Source organism: Thermoactinomyces vulgaris, from assembly GCF_003688725.1.
Taxonomy (GTDB): domain Bacteria; phylum Bacillota; class Bacilli; order Thermoactinomycetales; family Thermoactinomycetaceae; genus Thermoactinomyces; species Thermoactinomyces vulgaris.
Genome location: NZ_REFP01000008.1, coordinates 534,155 through 555,519, shown reverse-complemented (window position 1 = coordinate 555,519; position 21,365 = coordinate 534,155). Strand labels below are relative to the sequence as shown.

The 21,365-nt window shown below is 48.6% G+C and carries 22 protein-coding genes; 9 read left to right on the top strand and 13 right to left on the bottom strand.

All coding sequences use genetic code 11. The features are described from left to right. Nucleotides 1–11: 11 nt before the first annotated feature. The 12 genes from frr to ATH33_RS13830 form a co-directional block, all read right to left on the bottom strand. Nucleotides 12–566, bottom strand: a complete 555-nt coding sequence (gene frr, locus ATH33_RS07210; RefSeq protein ID WP_037997203.1) for a ribosome recycling factor — start codon at nucleotides 564–566, stop codon at nucleotides 12–14. Between the two features lie 4 nt (nucleotides 567–570). Continuing rightward, nucleotides 571–1,296, bottom strand: a complete 726-nt coding sequence (gene pyrH, locus ATH33_RS07205) for a UMP kinase (RefSeq protein WP_037997206.1) — start codon at nucleotides 1,294–1,296, stop codon at nucleotides 571–573. Nucleotides 1,297–1,421: 125 nt separating this feature from the next. Continuing rightward, complete coding sequence (gene tsf, locus ATH33_RS07200; RefSeq protein ID WP_049720233.1) at nucleotides 1,422–2,075, bottom strand: translation elongation factor Ts; 654 nt, start codon at nucleotides 2,073–2,075, stop codon at nucleotides 1,422–1,424. A gap of 82 nt (nucleotides 2,076–2,157) precedes the next feature. Continuing rightward, complete coding sequence (gene rpsB, locus ATH33_RS07195) at nucleotides 2,158–2,886, bottom strand: 30S ribosomal protein S2 (RefSeq protein WP_037997210.1); 729 nt, start codon at nucleotides 2,884–2,886, stop codon at nucleotides 2,158–2,160. 194 nt (nucleotides 2,887–3,080) lie between these two features. Then, complete coding sequence (gene hslU, locus ATH33_RS07190; protein WP_049720235.1) at nucleotides 3,081–4,493, bottom strand: ATP-dependent protease ATPase subunit HslU; 1,413 nt, start codon at nucleotides 4,491–4,493, stop codon at nucleotides 3,081–3,083. Next, on the bottom strand, nucleotides 4,493–5,035 hold the full coding sequence (gene hslV / locus ATH33_RS07185) for an ATP-dependent protease subunit HslV (protein ID WP_037997217.1): 543 nt from the start codon (nucleotides 5,033–5,035) through the stop codon (nucleotides 4,493–4,495). Before hslV ends, hslU begins: the two co-directional genes overlap by 1 nt. A gap of 72 nt (nucleotides 5,036–5,107) precedes the next feature. Continuing rightward, entirely contained in the window at nucleotides 5,108–6,421 is a 1,314-nt protein-coding gene (gene trmFO / locus ATH33_RS07180) for an FADH(2)-oxidizing methylenetetrahydrofolate--tRNA-(uracil(54)-C(5))-methyltransferase TrmFO (RefSeq protein WP_037997220.1), read from the bottom strand. A gap of 18 nt (nucleotides 6,422–6,439) precedes the next feature. After that, on the bottom strand, nucleotides 6,440–8,515 hold the full coding sequence (gene topA / locus ATH33_RS07175; protein ID WP_037997223.1) for a type I DNA topoisomerase: 2,076 nt from the start codon (nucleotides 8,513–8,515) through the stop codon (nucleotides 6,440–6,442). Between the two features lie 118 nt (nucleotides 8,516–8,633). After that, entirely contained in the window at nucleotides 8,634–9,737 is a 1,104-nt protein-coding gene (gene dprA / locus ATH33_RS07170; protein ID WP_049720238.1) for a DNA-processing protein DprA, read from the bottom strand. Nucleotides 9,738–9,936: 199 nt separating this feature from the next. Continuing rightward, nucleotides 9,937–10,839 carry a succinate--CoA ligase subunit alpha gene (gene sucD, locus ATH33_RS07165; protein WP_037997229.1) on the bottom strand — a complete coding sequence of 301 codons (903 nt, stop codon included), beginning with the start codon at nucleotides 10,837–10,839 and terminating at the stop codon, nucleotides 9,937–9,939. A gap of 41 nt (nucleotides 10,840–10,880) precedes the next feature. Next, nucleotides 10,881–12,041 carry an ADP-forming succinate--CoA ligase subunit beta gene (gene sucC / locus ATH33_RS07160; RefSeq protein ID WP_062843186.1) on the bottom strand — a complete coding sequence of 387 codons (1,161 nt, stop codon included), beginning with the start codon at nucleotides 12,039–12,041 and terminating at the stop codon, nucleotides 10,881–10,883. A gap of 257 nt (nucleotides 12,042–12,298) precedes the next feature. Further along, the gene (locus tag ATH33_RS13830) at nucleotides 12,299–12,433 is read right to left on the bottom strand and encodes a hypothetical protein (RefSeq protein ID WP_255347202.1); all 135 of its coding nucleotides are present in this window, start codon (nucleotides 12,431–12,433) and stop codon (nucleotides 12,299–12,301) included. Nucleotides 12,434–12,632: 199 nt separating this feature from the next. Here ATH33_RS13830 and ATH33_RS07150 point away from each other — a divergent pair, with 199 nt between their 5' ends. From ATH33_RS07150 to ATH33_RS07115, 7 genes are all read left to right on the top strand, one after another. After that, the gene (locus ATH33_RS07150; protein WP_037997237.1) at nucleotides 12,633–13,061 is read left to right on the top strand and encodes a hypothetical protein; all 429 of its coding nucleotides are present in this window, start codon (nucleotides 12,633–12,635) and stop codon (nucleotides 13,059–13,061) included. Nucleotides 13,062–13,208: 147 nt separating this feature from the next. After that, nucleotides 13,209–13,469 (top strand): hypothetical protein, encoded by a 261-nt coding sequence (locus ATH33_RS13590; protein WP_037997239.1) that lies wholly within the window; start codon nucleotides 13,209–13,211, stop codon nucleotides 13,467–13,469. Then, nucleotides 13,456–13,737, top strand: coding sequence for a hypothetical protein (locus tag ATH33_RS07140; protein ID WP_037997241.1), 282 nt, complete (start codon nucleotides 13,456–13,458; stop codon nucleotides 13,735–13,737). The genes ATH33_RS13590 and ATH33_RS07140 overlap by 14 nt, the downstream gene beginning before the upstream one ends. 35 nt (nucleotides 13,738–13,772) lie before the next feature. Then, the gene (locus ATH33_RS07135; RefSeq protein WP_037997244.1) at nucleotides 13,773–14,204 is read left to right on the top strand and encodes a hypothetical protein; all 432 of its coding nucleotides are present in this window, start codon (nucleotides 13,773–13,775) and stop codon (nucleotides 14,202–14,204) included. 365 nt (nucleotides 14,205–14,569) lie between these two features. Further along, a complete protein-coding gene (locus ATH33_RS07125; protein WP_037997249.1) occupies nucleotides 14,570–14,785 on the top strand; it encodes a hypothetical protein in 216 nt (71 codons plus the stop codon). 210 nt (nucleotides 14,786–14,995) lie between these two features. Then, nucleotides 14,996–16,390 carry a Na+/H+ antiporter NhaC gene (gene nhaC, locus ATH33_RS07120; protein ID WP_121874241.1) on the top strand — a complete coding sequence of 465 codons (1,395 nt, stop codon included), beginning with the start codon at nucleotides 14,996–14,998 and terminating at the stop codon, nucleotides 16,388–16,390. A gap of 122 nt (nucleotides 16,391–16,512) precedes the next feature. Then, nucleotides 16,513–16,860, top strand: coding sequence for a PH domain-containing protein (locus ATH33_RS07115; protein WP_170151242.1), 348 nt, complete (start codon nucleotides 16,513–16,515; stop codon nucleotides 16,858–16,860). A gap of 44 nt (nucleotides 16,861–16,904) precedes the next feature. On the opposite strand, the gene ATH33_RS07110 is transcribed toward ATH33_RS07115, so the two are convergent. Next, nucleotides 16,905–18,419 (bottom strand): coproporphyrinogen III oxidase, encoded by a 1,515-nt coding sequence (locus ATH33_RS07110; RefSeq protein ID WP_037997309.1) that lies wholly within the window; start codon nucleotides 18,417–18,419, stop codon nucleotides 16,905–16,907. A 222-nt stretch (nucleotides 18,420–18,641) separates the two neighbouring features. Here ATH33_RS07110 and ATH33_RS07100 point away from each other — a divergent pair, with 222 nt between their 5' ends. Both ATH33_RS07100 and ATH33_RS07090 read left to right on the top strand, forming a co-directional pair. Continuing rightward, nucleotides 18,642–19,595 carry a DPP IV N-terminal domain-containing protein gene (locus tag ATH33_RS07100; RefSeq protein ID WP_121874240.1) on the top strand — a complete coding sequence of 318 codons (954 nt, stop codon included), beginning with the start codon at nucleotides 18,642–18,644 and terminating at the stop codon, nucleotides 19,593–19,595. A gap of 407 nt (nucleotides 19,596–20,002) precedes the next feature. Next, on the top strand, nucleotides 20,003–21,118 hold the full coding sequence (locus tag ATH33_RS07090; protein ID WP_049720242.1) for an MGDG synthase family glycosyltransferase: 1,116 nt from the start codon (nucleotides 20,003–20,005) through the stop codon (nucleotides 21,116–21,118). Nucleotides 21,119–21,365: the final 247 nt, after the last annotated feature.

The window sequence follows — 21,365 nt, the reverse complement described above, 5'->3', positions numbered from 1 at the left end:
GAGATCATTCCTCAGATTTCCAGAATTTCTTTCTCTTTGTCCGCAACCACATCATCCACTTTTTTAATATATTGATCCGTCAGTTTTTGGACTTCATCTTGGCCACGGCGCAGGGTGTCTTCCGGAATCTCCCCGTTTTTCTCCATTTTTTTCAATGTGTCGTTGGCATCACGACGGATGTTGCGAATCGCCACTTTGGCATCTTCGCCTGTTTTACGGACCAGTTTGACCAATTCGTTGCGCCGTTCTTCTGTCAAAGCCGGGATGGTGATGCGGATCACGGAACCGTCATTGTTGGGGTTCAACCCAAGCTCGGATTTTAAAATCCCGCGTTCAATTTCCGGCAATACCGATTTGTCCCACGGTTGGATCAGCAAGGTGCGGGGATCCGGAGTGGAAATATTGGCGACTTGGTTCACGGGCATTTCCGAACCGTAATATTCCACGACCACTTTATCCAACAATGAAGGATTGGCCCGTCCGGCACGAATTGAAACCAAATCTTTTTTTAAGACTTGCAGTGCCTTTTCCATCTTCTCCTGAGCTTGCTTTTTTACTTCATCCATATGCTTACACACTCCCTTTTACCAATGTTCCGATTTGCTCTCCCAAAAGCACACGCCGAATGTTTCCTTCTTCGGAGATATTAAAAACAATGAGCGGAATGTCGTTATCCATACACAAGGACGAAGCTGTGGAATCCATTACTTTCAAGCCTTTGTTCAAGATTTCCAGATAAGTCAGCGTATCATATTTTTTGGCGGTCGGCTCTTTCTTGGGATCTGCAGTGTAAACGCCATCCACATTGTTTTTGGCCATCAAAATGACTTCTGCTTCGATCTCAGCCGCTCTGAGCGCCGAGGTCGTATCCGTCGAGAAAAACGGATTGCCGTTTCCGCCGGCAAAGATCACAACCCGGCCTTTTTCCAAGTGGCGAATGGCGCGCCGGCGGATATACGGCTCGGCGACTTGTCGCATTTCAATGGCGGTTTGCACACGGGTCGGCACATCGATGCTTTCCAACGCATCTTGCAATGCCAACGAGTTCATCACCGTGGCGAGCATTCCCATGTAATCGGCAGTGGCCCGGTCAATTCCGCGGGATGATCCCTGAATGCCGCGCCAAATATTGCCGCCTCCCACAACCACAGCCACTTCCACACCGAGTTCGACCACTTCTTTGATTTGTTTGGCCAGCGATTGGATCACGTTAGCATCAATTCCATAACCCCGCTCTCCGGCCAAGGCTTCACCACTTAATTTTAAGATAACTCGCTTATATTTGGGAGTACTCATCGTTTTCCTCCGTTCGTACAAAATCAATATAGATGAATTTTCCTTCAAATCATACAACTTGTCCAGTTTGTTCAAAGAACTTCTAAAAAAATGGGAACACCAAGTTCGTGTTCCCATGTAATTTGTCAACCTTTCTTGACTTGGGACATAACCTCTTCCGCAAAGTTATCTTCACGTTTTTCGAGACCTTCGCCCATTTCGTAACGCACAAAACGACGGATATTGATGTTTTCACCGATCTTGGCGATCATTTCTTTTACCAGTTGATCGATGGTTTTATCCGGGTCTTTGACAAAAGGTTGATCCAAAAGGCAAATGTCTTTGAAATGTTTTTGCAAACGTCCTTCCACCATTTTGTCAACAATGTGTTCCGGTTTGCCTTCTTGAAGCGCTTGTTGTTTTAAAATTTCCCGTTCTTTTTCCACAACGCTTTCCGGAATTTCTTCGCTGCGTACATATTGCGGATTCATTGCGGCAATTTGCATGGCGATATCCCGGACAAAGTTTTTAAAGTCTTCGTTTTTCGCAACGAAATCGGTTTCACAGTTCACTTCCACCAGAACACCGATCCGGCCTCCGGCATGTATGTAGGATTCAACAACCCCTTCCGCTGCGATGCGGTCTGATTTTTTGGCCGCTTTGGCGATTCCTTTTTCACGGAGATATTCGATCGCTTTTTCCATGTCTCCGTTGGTTTCGGTTAAAGCTTTTTTACAATCCATCATTCCCGCGCCTGTTTTTTGACGCAGTTCTTTTACTTGTTGTGCGCTGATTGCCATGAATGCTCCTCCTTTTTTGGTATAGCGTATAAAAAGAGGGGGCCGGCATGAGCCCTGTCATGCCACCCTCTTCATTTTCCGGTCAGGAAGCCGTTGTTGTTTCGCTCGGTTGCTGTTGTTGCTGTTGTTCCCCTTGTTTTCCTTCCAGAATGGCATCGGCGATTTTTCCGGTGAAAAGACGAACCGCACGGATGGCATCGTCGTTCCCCGGAATGACATAGTCGATTTCATCCGGATCACAGTTGGTATCCACAATGGCAATGATCGGGATGTTCAACTTGCGGGCTTCAGCAACCGCAATCCGTTCTTTGCGCGGATCAATCACAAAAATGGCATCCGGCAATTTTTTCATGTATTTGATCCCGCCGAGGAATTTTTCCAATTTTGCCTGCTCTTTTTTCAGCAGAACCACTTCTTTTTTCGGCAATACATCAAAGGTGCCGTCTTCTTCCATGCGTTCCAATTCATGAAGGCGTTCGATGCGTTTGCGGATGGTTTGGAAGTTCGTCAGGGTTCCTCCCAACCAACGGTGGTTGACATAAAACATGTTGGAACGGGTGGCTTCTTCTTTTACAGCTTCTTGTGCTTGTTTTTTCGTTCCAACAAACAAAATGTTTCCGTCATTTGCAGCCAGGTCACGAACGAAATTGTAAGCCTGCTCCATCATTTTCACGGTTTTTTGCAAATCAATGATATAAATGCCGTTGCGTTCCGTGAAAATGTACTTTTTCATTTTCGGGTTCCAACGACGTGTTTGATGACCGAAATGAACCCCAGCTTCCAATAATTGTTTCATTGATACAACTGCCATTTAAAAAATCCTCCTTATTGGTTATTCCTCCGCCAAAGTCATCGCAAGCAGAAACCACTTTCACATGGCACCACTGCCTGCTTTCCTTGACGTGTGTTTTACACCATTGATGAATATACCATATTCATCAAAGCCATCGCAAGAAAAAAACTCCCGTGACACGTCAATTCGAAAAAAACGCCGAATTTCCTTCTTTATAATATATACTGGCTCAAATCACGGTCTTTCACTATATCTTGCAATCGTTCTCTCACATATTCCGGTGTGATCTTGATTTCGCCGGCTCCGATTTCAGGCGCCTCAAAGGACAATTCCTCCAGCAACCGCTCCAAAACGGTGTGGAGACGGCGGGCTCCGATATTTTCCGTCGCGCTGTTCACTTCCGCCGACAAGCGGGCAATCTCACGGATGGCTTCATCGGTGAAGGTCACCCGGATGCCCTCTGTTTCCAACAACGCCGTGTACTGTTTGATCAGCGCGCTTTTGGGCTCGGTTAAAATCCTTACAAAATCATCGGCCGTCAAATCGCTCAGTTCGACACGGATCGGGAAGCGGCCCTGAAGTTCGGGAATCAGATCCGACGGTTTGGACACATGAAACGCCCCTGCGGCGATAAACAAAATGTGATCGGTTTTCACCGGCCCGTATTTGGTCATCACCGTCGAACCCTCCACGATCGGCAAAATGTCGCGCTGCACGCCTTCACGGGAGACATCCGGGCCATGTCCGTCCTTCCCGGCCACTTTATCAATTTCATCCAAAAAGATGATTCCCGATTGCTCCACCCGTTCCAAAGCTTCCTGGGTAACTTGGTCCATGTCGATTAATTTTTGCCCTTCCTGCTGGGTTAATATTTCGCGGGCCTCTTTCACCGTGACTCTCCGCTTTTTGGTTTTCTTCGGCATCAAATGCCCGAGCATCTCCTGCATGTTCATTCCCATTTGTTCCGCGCCGGTTCCGGCAAACATGTCAAACATGGCCGGAGCCTGCTCTTCCACTTCGATTTCGATCACGCGGTCTTCCAGTTCTCCGCGCAATAACTTCTCCTTGAGGATCCGCCGGTCTTCTTTCAGCTTGCTTTCATCCTGTTGCGTCTGACTGGCCGGGGGGGAGGATTGATTTTGTTGGAATAGAAACTCAATCGGATTTTTAAAAGTTGGCGCGGCCTTTTTGCCGGGGGCCAGAATTTCGACAATCCGGTCATTGGCCATGGCACGCGCCTCATCCTTCACACTTTCCAACTTTTCTTTTTTCACCATGCGAACCCCGGTCTCCACCAAATCGCGGACCATGGATTCCACATCCCGGCCGACATAACCCACTTCGGTGAATTTGGTGGCTTCCAGTTTGACGAAAGGCGCACCGACCAACTTCGCCAGCCTGCGGGCAATCTCGGTTTTTCCCACCCCTGTCGGGCCAATCATCAAAATGTTTTTGGGAACCACTTCATCTTTCAGTTCATCCGGCAACAGCGTGCGGCGGTAACGGTTCCGGAGAGCGATCGCAACGGCGCGTTTTGCTTCATTCTGCCCGATGATGTACTTATCCAATTCTGCAACAATTTGCCGGGGAGTCCATTTTTCTCGAGGGTTGTACACGGGCGCCATCATGAGACCTCCTCAACCAGAATTTGATTGTTGGTAAACACGCAAACTTCGCTGGCAATGGTTAATGCGGCTTCAGCCATTTCTTTTGCGGACAGATGGGGCGCATACCGTTTCAACGCCCTGCCGGCAGACAATGCAAAGCTTCCTCCCGAACCGATCGCCAACATCCCGTCATCCGGCTCGATCACTTCACCGGTACCGGAGATCAAAAACAATTTCTCCACGTTCATCACGATCATCATGGCTTCCAGTTTCCGCAAAACCTTATCGGAACGCCATTCCTTGGCCAGTTCCACCGCTGCCCTCGCCAGGTTCCCATGGTATTCTTCCAGCTTCCTTTCAAACTTCTCAAACAGCGTCATCGCATCCGCGACGGATCCGGCAAAACCGGCCACCACTTTTCCGTGATACAAGCGGCGCACTTTTTTCGCGCCGTGTTTCATGATCATTTGATTGCCAAAAGTCACCTGACCGTCTCCGGCCATGGCCGCTTTTCCTTCATGCTGTATGGCAAAGATGGTCGTTGCATGAAAATCTCCCAATCTTGGTTCCCCCTTTTTCCGGGCCAATCGAAATTTCCCGTCAATCATGCATGATCGTTTGAAAATGCCGCATCAAGAAGAGACGGGGACTTGTTTGCGAAATTCCTCAATACTTTCCAAAGCGCGTTCAGCGTATTTTTCCGCCCGCTCTTTCTTGTTGCGGATCCGTTTGGGCAAAGCTTCAAATAATCCGAAGTTTGCATTCATCGGCTGAAAATGTTTCGGATCGGTATGGGTGATATAATGAGCCAGGCTTCCAATGGCTGTCGTCCGGGGCGGAACCGTCAGTTCTTCCCCCTTTACCAGACGGGCGGCATTGATGCCCGCAATGAGACCGGACGCCGCCGACTCCACATAACCTTCCACTCCGGTCATTTGGCCGGCAAAGAACAGTTGGTCATTTTTCCTGAATTGATAGGTGGGAAGAAGAAGTTTGGGTGAATTGATAAATGTGTTCCGGTGCATCACCCCGTACCGGACGATCTCGGCATTTTCCAAACCGGGAATCATCCGGATGACTTCTTTTTGCGGCCCCCATTTCAAATGGGTTTGGAAGCCGACAATATTGTAAAGGGTGCCGGCACTGTTGTCCTGCCGCAGTTGCACGACGGCAAACGGCTGTTTTCCGGTCCGCGGATCGGTTAACCCGACCGGCTTCATGGGACCGAACAACAATGTTTTTTTCCCTCTTTTGGCGAGCACTTCAACCGGCATGCATCCCTCAAAGAAAATTTCTTTTTCAAAATCCTTCAAGGGCGCTGTCTCCGCTTGAATCAACGCCTCATAAAAACGGTCAAACTCTTCTTCCGTCATGGGACAGTTGATATAAGCGGCTTCCCCTTTATCATAACGGGACTGGACAAAAACTTTTTCCATATCGATTGAATCTTTTTCGACAATGGGAGCCGCTGCATCATAAAAGTACAAATATTCCTCGCCGGTCAAAGCCTTCAGTTTTTCCGACAGCGTCTTGGATGTGAGCGGACCGGTGGCGATCACGGTCGGCCCCTCGGGCAATTCGGTGATTTCTTCATGATAAATTTCAATGTTGGGATGGCGGGAAAGCGTTTGGGTGATTTCCTCCGAAAAACTTTCCCGGTCCACGGCAAGCGCTCCGCCGGCCGGAACCGCATGCCGGTCTGCCGCTTTCATCACAATGGAATGGAGGCGGCGCATTTCTTCTTTTAACACGCCCACCGCATTGGTCAACGATGCGCTTCTCAACGAGTTGCTGCACACCAATTCGGCAAATTGCCCCCCGCGATGGGCGGGTGTCATTTTCACGGGCCTCATTTCATACAATTTCACTTTGATTCCGCGCTCGGCGATTTGCCAAGCGGCTTCGCTTCCTGCCAACCCCGCTCCCACAACAGTCACTTGTGTCATCTTTTTACGTCCCCTCCGTCAATTTTTTTCTTCTTCATAATCACAAACGGTACAACGAATCATGGTCTGCTTTTTCTTTGCTTTTTTCTCCACCATCAGGTTCCCGCACTTCGGGCATGGACGGGGAACCGGCCGGTCCCACGAAACAAAATCGCATTCCGGGTATCGGCTGCATCCGTAAAACAGTCGGGATTTTTTGCTCTTCCGTTCAACGATTTCCCCTTCTTTGCATTTGGGGCACGGGACCCCGGTCGATTTGACAATCGGTTTGGTATTGCGGCAATCCGGAAAAGCGGAACAAGCCAAAAACTTCCCGTAGCGGCCGAACTTGTATACCATCGGGCTGCCACACTTTTCACAGACTTCCCCGGACACTTCGTCTTGGATTTCCACTTCTTCCATCTCTTTTTCCGCCACGGACAACTGTTTTTGAAACGGATGATAAAACCGGTCCAAAATTTCAATCCAATCGGCTTTTCCTTCCTCCACCTTGTCCAGGTCTTCTTCCAGATTGGCCGTAAACTCCACATTTAAGATTTCCGGGAAAAACTGCTGCATTAAATCAATCACAATTTCCCCCAGCTCGGAAGGAACAAAACGTTTATCTTCCAGAAGGACATATCCCCGTTTCTGGATGGTATCCAAAATCGGGGCGTAAGTACTCGGGCGCCCAATCCCTTTATCTTCCAGCTCTTTGACGAGGCTGGCTTCGGTATAACGGGGCGGAGGTTGGGTGAAATGTTGTTTGGGCTCAACGGACTTCCGCTTTAACACCTGCCCCTTGGCGAGCTCCGGCAAAAACTTGTCTTCTTCCTTTTTCTTCTGATCCTCGCCTTCCACATACACTTTCATAAATCCCGGGAACTTGACTTTGGATCCGCTTGCCTTAAACAACGCTTCCCCGACCCGAATATTTGCCGAAACCGCATCAAAAACGGCCGGCGCCATTTGAGAAGACACAAAACGGTCCCAAATCAATTTGTACAACCGGTATTGGTCCCGGGACAAATAACTTTTGATTTCTGACGGAACCCGGAAGACAGAGGTCGGACGAATCGCTTCGTGGGCATCTTGCGCGCCCGATTTCTGTTTGTGCGAGTGCGGTGTTTTCGGCAAGTATTCCGCTCCAAATGTTTCGGTGATGTATTCGCGCGCTTCGCTTTGGGCCGTTTTCGAAATCCGGGTGGAATCCGTCCGCATATAGGTGATCAGCCCCACCGTTCCTTGTTTGCCAATGTCCACCCCTTCATATAACTGCTGGGCGACCGCCATCGTCTTCTGGGCGCGAAAACCGAGCTTCCGGGCGGCTTCCTGCTGCAACGTGCTCGTGATAAACGGGCCGGCCGGATTTCGTCTGCGTTCGCTGGTTTTCACCTCTTCGACAACGAAGCGCTTTCCCTTGATTGCTTCAAGCAGTTGATCCACATCTTCTTTGGAACCCAACTTCGTTTTCTTTTTTCCGTAACCGTAAAATTTGGCTTCAAAAGGCTCTTCGCCGCTTAACAGAACGGCCGTCACGGTCCAGTACTCTTCTGGTTTGAACTCCCGGATTTCATTTTCCCGGTCGATGATCAACTTGACCGCCACCGATTGGACCCGTCCGGCACTCAAGCCTTTTTTCACCTTCTTCCACAACAGCGGGCTGATGTTATAACCCACCAGCCGATCCAAAATCCGCCTCGCCTGTTGGGCATTCACCAAGTCCATGTTGATTTCCCGGGGATGCTTGAATGCTTCTTTGACGGCTTGTTTGGTGATTTCATTGAAAACGACCCGGCATTTTTGCTCCAGCGGAACATTCAAACTGTGTGCCAGATGCCAGGCAATCGCTTCACCTTCCCGGTCCGGGTCCGCCGCCAGATAGACCTTTTCCACTTTTTTCTTGGCATCACGCAATTCTTTTAAGATATCCCCTTTTCCGCGGACGGTGATATATTTGGGTTCAAACTGTTTTTCCACATTGACGCCCATCTGGCTTTTGGGCAAATCCCGCACATGTCCCATGGAAGCTTTCACGATGTATTTGCTTCCCAAATATTTTTTTATGGTTTTGGCTTTAGCCGGTGATTCAACAATCACTAGTGAATCGGCCATCTATGGCCCTCCCCTCATTCTTGCCACTTCTCTTATTTGCACTCGTATTTGATACAATACCAAATTGTGACCAAAGTGTTCAACTTCCGGACACTTGGTTTGAAGATGCTTTGTTGCATCACTTGCGGATATACCGGGCTCCGGGAAGGGAGGCAATCACCTGCTTCATCTCCAAGGTGACCAGTGCCTGATGGATTTCTCCCGGAGCCCTTTGTTGATCAAACCGCTCCAACAACTGATTGATGTGGATTGGTTCATCCAACGGAATTTGTCCGTAGATTTGCTCTTCTATATCATTTAAGTCAATCGGACTCAAATTATGCAAACCGTCCGGAAGGGTGCCGGTCAAAGGGAGTCCCTCCAGCTCTTCCAGGATATCTGACGGCTGGCGCACGCATTTTGCCCCGTCCTGGATCAGTTTTAATGTTCCCTGGCTTTGGACGGAAGTCATCATCCCCGGAACCGCAAAAACTTCCCTTCCTTGCTCCATGCTGAACCCGGCAGTGATCAAAGACCCCGATTTTTCCGCAGCTTCCACCACCAGCGTTCCGTACGAAAGGCCGCTGATAATCCGGTTCCGTCTGGGAAAGACCCCGGGATGGGGCCGGGTGCCGGGAGGCATTTCGGAAATTACCGCCCCGTGCTCCACCAACTGCTCATAAAGCCGGCGATGATTTTTGGGATAAATGACATCCACCCCCGTCCCCAAAACGGCAATGGTTTTGCCTCCCACCCGCAGTGCGGACCGGTGTGCCTCTCCGTCGATTCCGTTGGCCATCCCGCTGACGATAGTCCACCCACGTTCCGCCAACGGCGTCACCAGCTCCCGCGTTGCCCGGAGTCCGTAAGGCGTCGGTTTTCTTGTTCCAACCACGGCAAGCGATTTTTGCGCCAACAAAGATGAATCCCCACGAATATATAACACCCACGGCGGTTGGGCAATCTCTTTCAACAAAGAAGGATAGGCCGGATCAAAAAACGTCACGGTCTGAATCTGCATTTTTCCCAGGTTTCGCATCACTTTTTCAACCAACGCGGAAGTTAATTCGCTTTTCACCTTCCTGATCACTATTTGCCTCACCTGGGACCGCGTCAACCGGTTCAATAAATCGTCCGGCACGGGCTCTTGCGGTTTCCATCCCGCTTGAATCAATGAATGAATGGTGTGCCATCCCACCGACTGAATGTGATCCAATGCGATCAGCCAAGAGTAAGCATGCAACGGCCAACACCTCTTTTGCAAGAAAATGAATATCTTCTTAAAGTCGACACCTGTGATGCGTTCAGGTCTTTTTTCCAATATTACAAAGTACCATTTCCCCGCCATTTCTCCTTCCGCCGGATCCTGATTTCCCCAAAAACCATCACTGCCGCGGCCCTTCCCAATAAAAAAAGGGAACCTAAAAGGTTCCCTTCATTCATCACTTTGCCGTCACTTCGTCCAACAACCCTTTTTCCTCCAAGACTTTCACAAGGGTTTCGCCGATGACAGCCGGTGTTTCCGCCACTTTTACGCCACAGCGTTCCAACGTGGCAATTTTTTCGGCAGCGGTTCCTTTTCCTCCGGAGATAATCGCACCCGCGTGTCCCATGCGTTTTCCGGGAGGTGCGGTTTGTCCGCCGATAAAGCCGACCACCGGTTTTGTCATATGGGCTTTGATCCATTCGGCCGCTTCTTCTTCTGCCGTACCGCCGATTTCCCCGATCATGATCACCGCTTTGGTGTCCGGATCTTCTTCAAAAGCTTTCAAACAATCAATGAAGTTTGTCCCGTTGATCGGATCGCCCCCGATGCCGACTGCCGTCGATTGGCCGATCCCGCGTGTGCTCAATTGATGGACGGCTTCATAGGTGAGCGTTCCGCTCCGCGATACGATCCCGACATGTCCGGGAACATGAATGTATCCCGGCATAATTCCGATTTTGCACTCGCCCGGAGTGATGACACCCGGACAGTTCGGGCCGATCAGGCGTGTCTTTTTCCCCTCCATGTACCGTCTTACTTTCACCATGTCCAATACCGGGATGCCTTCGGTGATGCACACGACCAACTCCAATCCGGCATCCACCGCTTCCATGATGGCATCGGCTGCAAAGGCCGGAGGCACATAAATCGCAGAAGCATTGGCCCCGGTCGCTTCCACGGCTTCCTGCACCGTGTTGAAAACGGGAACTCCTTCGATCTCCTGTCCCCCTTTCCCCGGGGTGACACCGCCGACCACTTGTGTCCCGTACTCAATCGCCTGTTTGGTATGAAACAATCCGGTTGACCCTGTAATTCCCTGGATGATCACTTTTGTATCCTTATTTACAAAAATACTCATCTAAAACTCCCACCTTTCTCGGGCGATCTGTCATCAAAATCTTACTTCACCAGTTCCACGATTTTTTGCGCGCCATCCGCCAAAGAATCGGCTGCTACAATTTCCAGGCCGGATTCCTGCAGGATTTTCTTGCCGAGTTCGACGTTGGTGCCTTCCAGACGAACCACCAACGGCCGGTCCAGTTTGATTTGTTTTGCCGCTTCCACCACTCCGCTGGCGATCACGTCACATTTCATGATTCCGCCGAAAATATTGACAAAGATTCCTTTGACATTTTCATCCGACAAAATAATTTTAAAAGCTTCCCGCACTTTGTCCGCGGTTGCGCCGCCCCCGACATCCAGGAAGTTGGCAGGTTCTCCGTTATAATGTTTGATGATGTCCATGGTGGCCATGGCTAAGCCGGCTCCATTCACCATGCAGCCGATATTTCCATCGAGTGCAATATAGTTCAGATCGTATTTGGAAGCTTCAACCTCTTTCGGATCTTCTTCATCCAAGTCGCGCATTTCTAAAATATCAGGATGGCGGAACAATGCATTCGAATCAAAATTCAATTTCGCGTCCAATGCCATGACACGTCCGTCTTTCGTTGTAATGAGCGGGTTGATTTCCGCCAGGGAACAATCATTGTCGACAAACGCCTGATAAAGGCCCAACATAAATTTTACCGCTTTATTGACTTTCTCTTGCGGGATGTTGATCGAATAAGCCAAACGGCGCGCTTGGAACGGCATCATTCCAACCGCCGGATCAATCACTTCCTTAAAGATTTTCTCCGGAGTTTTGGCGGCCACTTCTTCGATCTCGGTTCCTCCTTCTTCGGAAGCCATCATGACGACACGTTGGGTGGCCCGGTCAATCACCACTCCAACATAATATTCTTTTTCAATTGGGAGTCCTTCTTCAATTAACAATCGTTTGACTTCTTTTCCTTCCGGACCGGTTTGATGGGTCACCAGCGTCTTCCCGAGCAATTCATCCGCATATTGACGGACTTCTTCCAAACTTTTGGCCAATTTCACGCCACCGGCTTTTCCGCGGCCCCCGGCATGAATTTGCGCTTTGACAACCCACAGGTCTCCTTCCAGCTTTTTCGCAGCTTCCACCGCTTCATCGGCTGTGAACGCGACAAAGCCGTTCGGAACCTGAACGCCATATTTTTTCAGGATTTGCTTTCCTTGATACTCATGAACATTCATTCCGCAATCCCCCAATCCTTGGTCATAACCACAAAAAACACGCCAAACCCTGGTTCATGATTTATGTATTCCATCCTTCTGTATCCCCTTACATAACCGGGTACCAGTCAGACAGAAAATCTTTTTTTAATGTTTGGCCACATTCTGAAGTATATCTCACGGTTTTGCTTTTGCCAACCGGGAGCAAACCGGGCACTTCCGGTTCCCGACAAAAAAACGAGAGGATTCCGCCTCAGACCCTCCCGTTTTTAAAAATTTTACCGCAATAAGTCAATCGCAGTTAAAATAATAAAGATCAATAAGAAAACCCCGGCGGCTCCCAATGCACCTTTCACGGCGTCAATAAAATCATTTTCCTGGTTACGGGGCGTTTCCTTGCCGGACGTGTTCATGGATTTCCCTCCTTCTCCCATTCCATTTTTCCCAATCATGGTCCCTTTCATAAATCCTTACGTTGGTATTATACTGTTGCCTGCCGGATTCTAGCAACCGCATTTCCGCAGGCCTTTTCTTCAAGCCAGTCCATTGTTTTAAGGCTCGTCCGTGTTTTAATATAAAAAGAGTACGATTTTAAAACAGGGGAGAAAATCATTGAACATCCGCTTTCAAACGCCTTATCAATATGTTTTCATCCATCAAGAAATCAAGCATTTGCTGCTGTTGTGGAAAAAAGAACGAAAAAGAGAAATCTATATTATTGAAGAAGAAAAAGAAGACGAAATGGTCTTGCGTTATCCGGGGGAAACCTACAGCGATTTGATTCTGCAAGAGTTGGAACCGCTTTTCTTCCAACGGCTGGAAGTGGAAGGAAGGACATTCCTGGCGGTTTTGGGCGCCACTTTCACCCATCAACAGCGAACCATGGCCATGTATTATGACCCGGATCATCCCGACAAATCCCTGTTCTTTTTTGAATATTCAGGGGAGGAAATCTTCGAAATCGCCGAAAACGAATATCCGGAAGTCGTACAAACATTTATGCGGGAATTTCCGGAATATTTCACGGAAACCCCCGGCTGATGAAAAGCCGCTTTCCGAATGGAAGGCGGCTTTATTTTCTACCAAGATACTAAACTATTTATAAAATATATAATCACCTTTTTGCGAGCAAATAATATACTATAGTAACTTCAAAGAATGCCAGTTGAAAACAAGGAGGTGTCGTCATTGAATGGCAACCGGAAACACCTCGATCAACTTTCGGGACAAATGGAACAAATCATGAGAATGAAAATATACAACTTATTGATCAAAAGTCTGGATGATGAAAAACTCCCCCCAAAACTGCAGAATTTAATCAATTTGGCAGAAGTGTTCCAACCAGGGACCAAAAACAAGATAAAGCAACTCATCCAACAAGATGTCTTGCACCGAAACAAATCGGCGCCCTCCCGGACGAGAGGAGGCGCAAACAATGACCTGTTATAGACGGCGAAAGAAACTCCGGAAAAGGAAGAAAAAACCGACTTTGTGCAGGCACTGCCGCAGACTGCTTCTGCTAAAAAACGTTTCCCCCCGCAAAAAACGAAGACGTCCGACACGCCCTTCCTCCGCAGACAGCTCCGTCAACAACGCCGCGACCATCGATGGCGCGATCAGCGGTCTGATTAATATCATCGTCCAAATCCCCGTCAATGTAGGTGATTCCACATCGTTGAATGAAAGTGACCAAAACTCGGTATCCAATGCCGTGTAAGTTCTGTGAACCCCATTGAAAGGAGGTGAAACAGGATGAGTAAAAACTCCTTTACCCCCGAAGAGTTGGAACAAATCCGCGCCATTTTGGACGAAGCCATCCGGGAAAATGTCCCGCAATCCCAACAAGTGGAAGCGCAACAAACCGCGATTGATTTTCTCAATTATATCCTGACTTTGCCCGGAGCCCTCACCGGATCTGCCAGAGTAGCCGTAGCGAATGCAACAGGCATCCTCATTGATTTCATCACGGCACTCGTCAACCTGTTGATGTCGATCCTCATCGGCAACGGAAACGGAGGAACGACAACCGGCGCATCCCTGATGCAATCCCTGGCTCCCAATCTGGTCAATGTCATCGCGAAAAAAGTTCCGGTGACGGAAGAACAAAAAAAGCAAATTGAACAGCAAATCAAACAACAATTCTCCTCCAAGCAATCCGCTGCGGATTCTGAAAAGAAAGAGTAATCCGAATCCAATGTGATCATTTTCCCTGAAAGGAGGTGCAAGGCTTATGCATTGCCATGCAAGAAAGAAAGTCGTGGTCGTTGTAGCCCGCCGCAGACGCCGCCGGTCCTTCAGCGCACGCGCATCCGTCAACAACGCTCCCCGGACCGGTGCACAAAGTGCCGGCTTGCTCAACCTGAACGTGCAAGTACCCATTAACTTAGGAGATGCTCAGGCCTTCAGCGGCGGCAGAGGTAACTCGACCAGCAATCTCCTCTGATGAATGATGCCGGGGGAGTTCATCTCCCCCTTCCCTTCCTGATTTGACATCCACTTCTCCCGACCCGTCTTTGTCCGGCAATCCTTGTGAAAGGGGGTGACGCGGTATGTCCTGCTGCACGAGAAGAAAGAAAGTTGTAGTGGTTGTGCCACACCGTCGCAGACGCCGCCGCGGCGGATGCCAAGCCCGGGTGAATAACGGAGCCACCACCGGAGCTCAAAGTGCCGGTCTCATCAACTTGAACCTGCAAATCCCGATTAACTTGGGAGATGCACAAACCATCTGCGGTGGAAGCGGCAACTCCACCAGCAACCTCTTATAACCAGCGCAACTGCGCTTCCATCCGACACGAGAGGGCAACCGCCCTCTTTTTTTTACGCGTGGATTTTGATGCAATATTTTTCGTTTCCACAAAAAAAAGACTTGGCTAAATGATCGTAACTAAATTTTATTTCTGAATTAATTTATTATAAACTAATAGATATTCCCCAAAAATCAACATTTATCCAAGGCGAAACAAAGGAGGAAGTTTATGAAGCATTCCAAGCAACAGGATATTCCGTTTCTTTGGGCATTGTTCCCGCTTCTGGTGATGATCGTCACCATGGCCGTTACGATCATCCGGTTTGAAGGAACCCCCCACATCCCGCTGATCGTCGGCACCATCACGGCCGGACTGGTCGCACACTTTCACGGCCATTCATGGAAGAATATGGAGGAAGGGATGTATCAAGGCATCCGCCTGGCTTTACCCGCCATGTTAATTATCATTCTGGTCGGACTGATCATCGCCACTTGGATCGGCGGAGGAATTATCGCCTCTTTGATTTATTACGGACTGAAGATCATGACCCCTTCCCTCTTTCTGGTCAGCATCTGTTTGATCTGTTGTGTCGTGTCCCTTGCGATCGGCAGTTCCTGGTCCACGATGGGGACCATCGGCGTCGCCGGCATGGGAATCGGGATCAGCATGGGCATTCCGGCCCCTTTCGTGGCGGGAGCCATCATATCCGGAGCCTATTTCGGCGATAAAATGTCCCCACTTTCCGATACAACCAATTTGGCTTCGGGGGTGACGGAAACCGATTTGTTCGAACATATCCGGCATATGTTTTACACCACCATTCCGGGACTTGTCATCGCGCTGTCCTTCTATTTTTTTGCAGGAATGCAGTTCAGCGCCCACAACATCCAGGATGGAAATATCCAGACCATGATTTCCACTTTGGAAAAACATTTTGTCATTTCGCCCTGGCTCTTATTGGTTCCCATGCTGGTCATTTTTCTGGTGGCCAAAAAAGTTCCGGCGTTGCCTGCTTTGGCGGTGGGGGTTTTGTCGGGATTCATCTGCCAGGTCTTTGTCCAGGGAGATCCGGCCGGCGATGCGATCCGGGCCATGTATGACGGCTACACCATTGAATCGGGACAGGCATGGGTCGATGAATTGTTTAACCGCGGCGGAATCGAGAGCATGATGTATACCGTCTCCCTGACCATTGTGGCCATGACATTCGGGGGAATCATGGAATCCACCGGCATGCAAAAAGCCCTTGTCAATCAAATCCTGAAATTGGCCAAATCGGCAAAAAGCCTGATTCCAACCACCATTCTTTCAAGCTTTGTCACCAATGTCACCGCCGCGGAACAATATATTTCCATTCTGCTTCCGAGCCGCATGTTTGCAAGCGCTTACAAAAAAAGAAACCTTCATTCCAAAAACCTGTCCCGTGCGCTGGAAGACGGGGGCACGGTCACATCCGCACTGGTGCCATGGAACACTTGCGGTGTTTTCATCACCTCCACCTTGGGCGTGAACACCTTTCAATATGCTCCCTACGCGATTTTCAATTATACAGTTCCCGTCATCGGGATCCTGTTGGCCGTCCTGGGTGTCAAAGTGGCCGGTTTAAACCGGAAAGAGGAATGAATCGCGGAAAACCCGAAGAGTCCGATCCATCTTAAAAAGGTGGATCTTTTTTTATCAGGCGTCGTACCGGTTGAAATGGAAAAATTCCGGCTATGATGAATGAAGGGGAGGATGCTGGAAAGATGGAAAAAAACCGTGTTGAAAATTCCGCAAAGCATTGGGAACAAATACAAAAATGGCTGTATGAGGGTGAAGAAACCATATATACTTACGGGTTGCTGCTCGATATGGTTGTCCTGACCACCCGGCGGATCGTCTTGATCGACCGGACCCTCTTCGGAAGGGAAAAAGGGATTCTTTCCATCCCGTATTCACGCATCGACAGCATCGGGCTGTATGTCAAAGGGTTCTGGAACCGCGCACATGTCTTGGAAATCAGGACCAAAGGGAAAACCTATGAATTGGAATTTAAACGGGGTACCGACTGCCAAGGGGTTTATCGTTGGCTTTCCTGTTTGATCTGCGAATGATTCAGAAGGCCAAAGAGGGCGGGACACCCTCTTCGCCTCCGCCATTAAAGGGAACCGGTTTGACCGTAGATTTCATCCAAGTGACGGATCTTTTGATCCAGATAGCGGGCAAAGGAATCAATATAGGCCTTGGGTTCTTTGGGATTGGAAAAACGCGTGATCCGTCCCGTATGCGGAGAAACGATTTTGCTGACGGCCCCGCATCCCAATCCGATGATCGTTTGCCGTTCTTCCATAATGATAATGTTGTACATATTTTCCTGCCCGGGCAATGCATACCCGACATTTTCCTGGTTTCCCAGGATATTTTTTTGCCTGTACAAATAGTACGGAACATATCCGGAGGCTTTGGCCCACTCCCGCGCCAACTTCACCATGGTTCTCGTTTCTTCGCGCCCGGCCACTTGATATTTGTCTTTGTTTTGCGTCATCACCGAACCTCTTTTGAAGGAAAGGGTGTGAACGGTCACCGATTCCGGTTTCAATTCCCCCATGGTCTTCAGGGTTTCCCGGAACGTTTGTATATCTTCTCCCGGGAGCCCGATGATCAAATCCATATTGATGTTTGTAAATCCTTTCTCCCGTGCGAGCCGGTATTTGTCCAAGGTTTCTTTCACTGTATGGTGCCGGCCGATCCATTTCAAGGTTTCCTCTTTGAAACTTTGCGGGTTAATGCTGATCCGGTCCACGTTCCAAGATTTCAAAAGATCCAGCATCGCTTCATCCAACGTGTCCGGCCGCCCGGCTTCCACATTCAACTCACGCACGTTTTCATAATGCGGGATGTGCTTTTTCAACAGCCGGAAGAGACCATCCATTTGCGGGACGGATATGGACGTCGGCGTCCCCCCGCCAAAGTAAATGGTGGTTACCTTCAACTGTTTTTCTTCCAACCACTTGCCAACCGCTTTGATTTCTTCATGAAGACCTGCCAAAAAATCTTCGACGGTTCCGTTTCTCCCTTGAATGGCATAAGCGGGAAATGTGCAATACGCGCATTTGGTCGGACAAAACGGGATGCCGATATATATGCTGACTTCCCGGTCCAGATCATATAAATCGGGCAAAACGCTTTTTTGGCGCCGGGCAATTTCCGCCAGAATCTCCGTCTTTTCCGGATGCAGCAAATAATCTTTTTGCAATTTTTGCGCCGCTTCTTCTTCGGAAAAGCCTTGTTGCAAAAATGAATGGAACAATTTGACCGGACGGATGCCCGTCAGGATCCCCCAAGGCTGATCAATTCCGGTCGCTTTTTCCATGACTTCCAAAAACACATATTTCACCGCTTGCCGGACCCGTTTCACATATTCCTTTCCTTCCACTTCCGCTTCCACTTCGCGTTGGTGAAAAGATTCATGGCATTGGCGGCTCTTTAAATCTTCGAGCCGGATGTTTACTTCCACCGGCTTTCCTTCATGGATGGAAAAAGCCAGAAAATAATCACCGTTTTGTTCTTCGTCCCTGTCGATGACACGGACTTTTTCAAAAAACAATTGAGCAATCAGTTCAATATCCCGAAAAAATTCCGGTTTGAGACCTGAAATCACGAACGTTTTCATGTTCATCCTGCATCCGGTTTCCGATGCATATCCTCCTTTTTCTTTCCAATTTCTTTACACAGTCTAGCGAATGCATAGACAGAAATCAAACAAAATTTTTCTCTATGAAAACAAAATGAAAATATGAGAAAAAATATTTGTAAATTTTGCAACAAACATCCGCAAACATAAAAAAATCCTTTATAATAATTTTTAAATGCGGTACCAGAAAGGAGAGAATCCATGAAAAAAATTTCCAAAAAAGTAACAGGGGTGATGGGGGCACTCATTCTTTCCACCTCTCTTGCTCTGCCGGTTTATGCCAATCAAGAAACACAACCCGGCACCATTTTGTTCAGTGGCGGTTTACATACGCAGAGCATTTATCAATTCAACCCTGAAACTTTGCAAACCAAACGGATCACTTCGGGAAATTCCGTCGATGTCTCTCCTTCCGGTGACATGATTACTTATATTAAGCATGACAGCGTCTATGTTGCCGACAGCAGCGGGAAAAACGCAGTCCGTCTCACCCGCAGCAAATTTCCCCATTTCGATTCTTCCCCACGCTTTTCTCCCGACGGGGAAAAAATTGTCTTTGCAAGGAGCGACGGAAACTTATACACCATCGAGTTGGAAGCCAAAAAAGTGACACAGCTTACCGAAGCCGAAGACGGAGTCTTTCATTCCAGCCCGGACTGGTCTCCGGATGGGAAAAAAATCGTTTTCCATTCCACGGATAAAGACGGGAATACCGGCCTTTTCATCATGAACGCCGACGGCAGCCAGATTTCGCCTTTAACCGGCCAAAATGATCAGGAATCCTCTGAGTATTCCCCGCATTTTTCACCCGATGGAAAATCGGTTTTGTTTGAAAAAAGCCAAAACGGACAAACCGACATTTATGTCATGAATCTGGCCACCAAACAGGCCCGAAACATCACGGCGGATCTTGACAAAGCCGCTTCCGGGGCCGTTTGGTCGGAAGACGGGAAACAAATTTTGTTCACCATCAACGAAGAAAATGAAAAAGAGAAAGACTCCAGCTCTTTTTACATCATGAATAAAGACGGCTCCAACAAAAAGATGCTCCAAATGCAGGTCAAATATGCCACCCCTTCCGAATGGAAAACACTCAACGTGAGTGAACAGGAAGAAGGATTTTTGAAAAAAGTCAAAAACTTTTTGTTGGATTAAAAGCCCGCAAAGAACCCTGCATCCATGAACCATGCAGGGTTCTTTTTTTATGCCCCGGCTTTCTTTCTATTTGAATAATTTTCTATGTTAAAGAGAAAATAGAACACATGATTGCGTTCATCGTCACATCCCCGGCCGCTTTTGCCCAATACCCAATGATGCACGGGTTTAATCAATACAGATAAAGGTAATAACATATTTCGGGTCCGGACCACCCCGTCGGAAAGATCTCTGCAACGGGCGTCGCCCCGCCCCTTCCGGGATCCGACCGTTTTATATACGCGGATTCGGACCCGGATGCCGCCTGCCGGTCCGGATAATTTTTTTCAGACGGAAAGGACTTTGCTTGCTCAGCGGGTATTAATGTTGAAAGAAGGATTAAAACGGATTTGGAGAGTGACTGAGCCATGGACAAAATCCTCATTTTAACCGAAACCGTTGCCGGTTATGGTCACTACAGCGCCGCCAGCTCATTAAAGAAAGGGATTGAACTTGAATATCCAAGCAGTGAAGTTCAAATCGTTTCCATCCTGCCAATGATCAGCAAGCAGTTGAAATCATTGATCAAAAAAAGCTATTTGCAGACGTTGCGCTATGCCCCGAACCTCTGGGGCGCTTGCTATCAATGGGATTCCCGGTTCAGCAAACTGTTTCGGGACCCGATGGGAAAATTTGTGGCTCATAAACTCCGGACTCTCATCGAGGGATTAAAACCACAGGTGATCATCTGTACGCATGCCTTTTGCTTGAGCGCCTGCGCCTACTTGAAAAGCCATACTTCCTGCAGCCGCTTTCGGTTGGGTGGCGTGGTGACCGACTTTGATGTTCACAGCTTCTGGATTCATCCCGCAGTTGATTTTTATATTACCGCACATGAAGAAATCGGGCTGAAGATCCGAAAAAAAGGAAGCCAGGCCGATCTCTACAGCACAGGCATTCCCATCAACCCGGCTTTTTTCACGGAACAAAAAGAGAAAAAGGAAGCGCGAAAACAGATCGGCGTTTCTCCCGACCGCTTTACGATCTTGCTGATGGGCGGCGGAAGCGGAATCGGGCCGTTTTACTCTTGTCTGGACGCATTAAAAAACATGGCTTTGAGACAAGATTATCAATTGCTCATCATCACCGGAAACAATCAACCGTTATATAAGGAATTATCCCGGGAACTGAAAAACCTCTCCCATGTCCATCTCTTCCCGTTTGTGCATAACATGGTTGATTTTATGTGCGCATCGGATTTCATCGTCACCAAACCAGGCGGAATGACGAGTTCAGAAGCCTTGGCCACCGGACTCCCCATGGTCATCTGCAAACCGATCCCCGGCCAGGAAGAAAAAAACAGCCGTTTTTTGCTGAACAAGCAAGTGGCTATCCGGGAAGACCAACCGCAACATTTACCCAAACAACTCACCTATTTGATCGAACACCCGGATCCCCTCCAAGAAATGCAGACCAATGCAACCCTTGTCGGAAAACCCGGCTCCGCCATCCATGGCGCACAAATTGTCATGGATTACTTATAAGGAAAAACTCTCGCTTTTTGCGAGAGTTTTAAGAGCGCGGACGATATAAGCCGCAAGCATCCCAACTGGGATAGTGGCGTCCTTTGCGGTGACTGCAACGAAAACTTTTACCATGCGCTTCTAAATATTTACATGTCTCACATTTGTATAACGTCCAAGTCACGCCGTACTCCTTCACCATGGGATTCTTGCTCGTCTCTTCCAATTTGTCCAAATCTACGGTTTTTTGCTTTGTTTTGATTTTCAC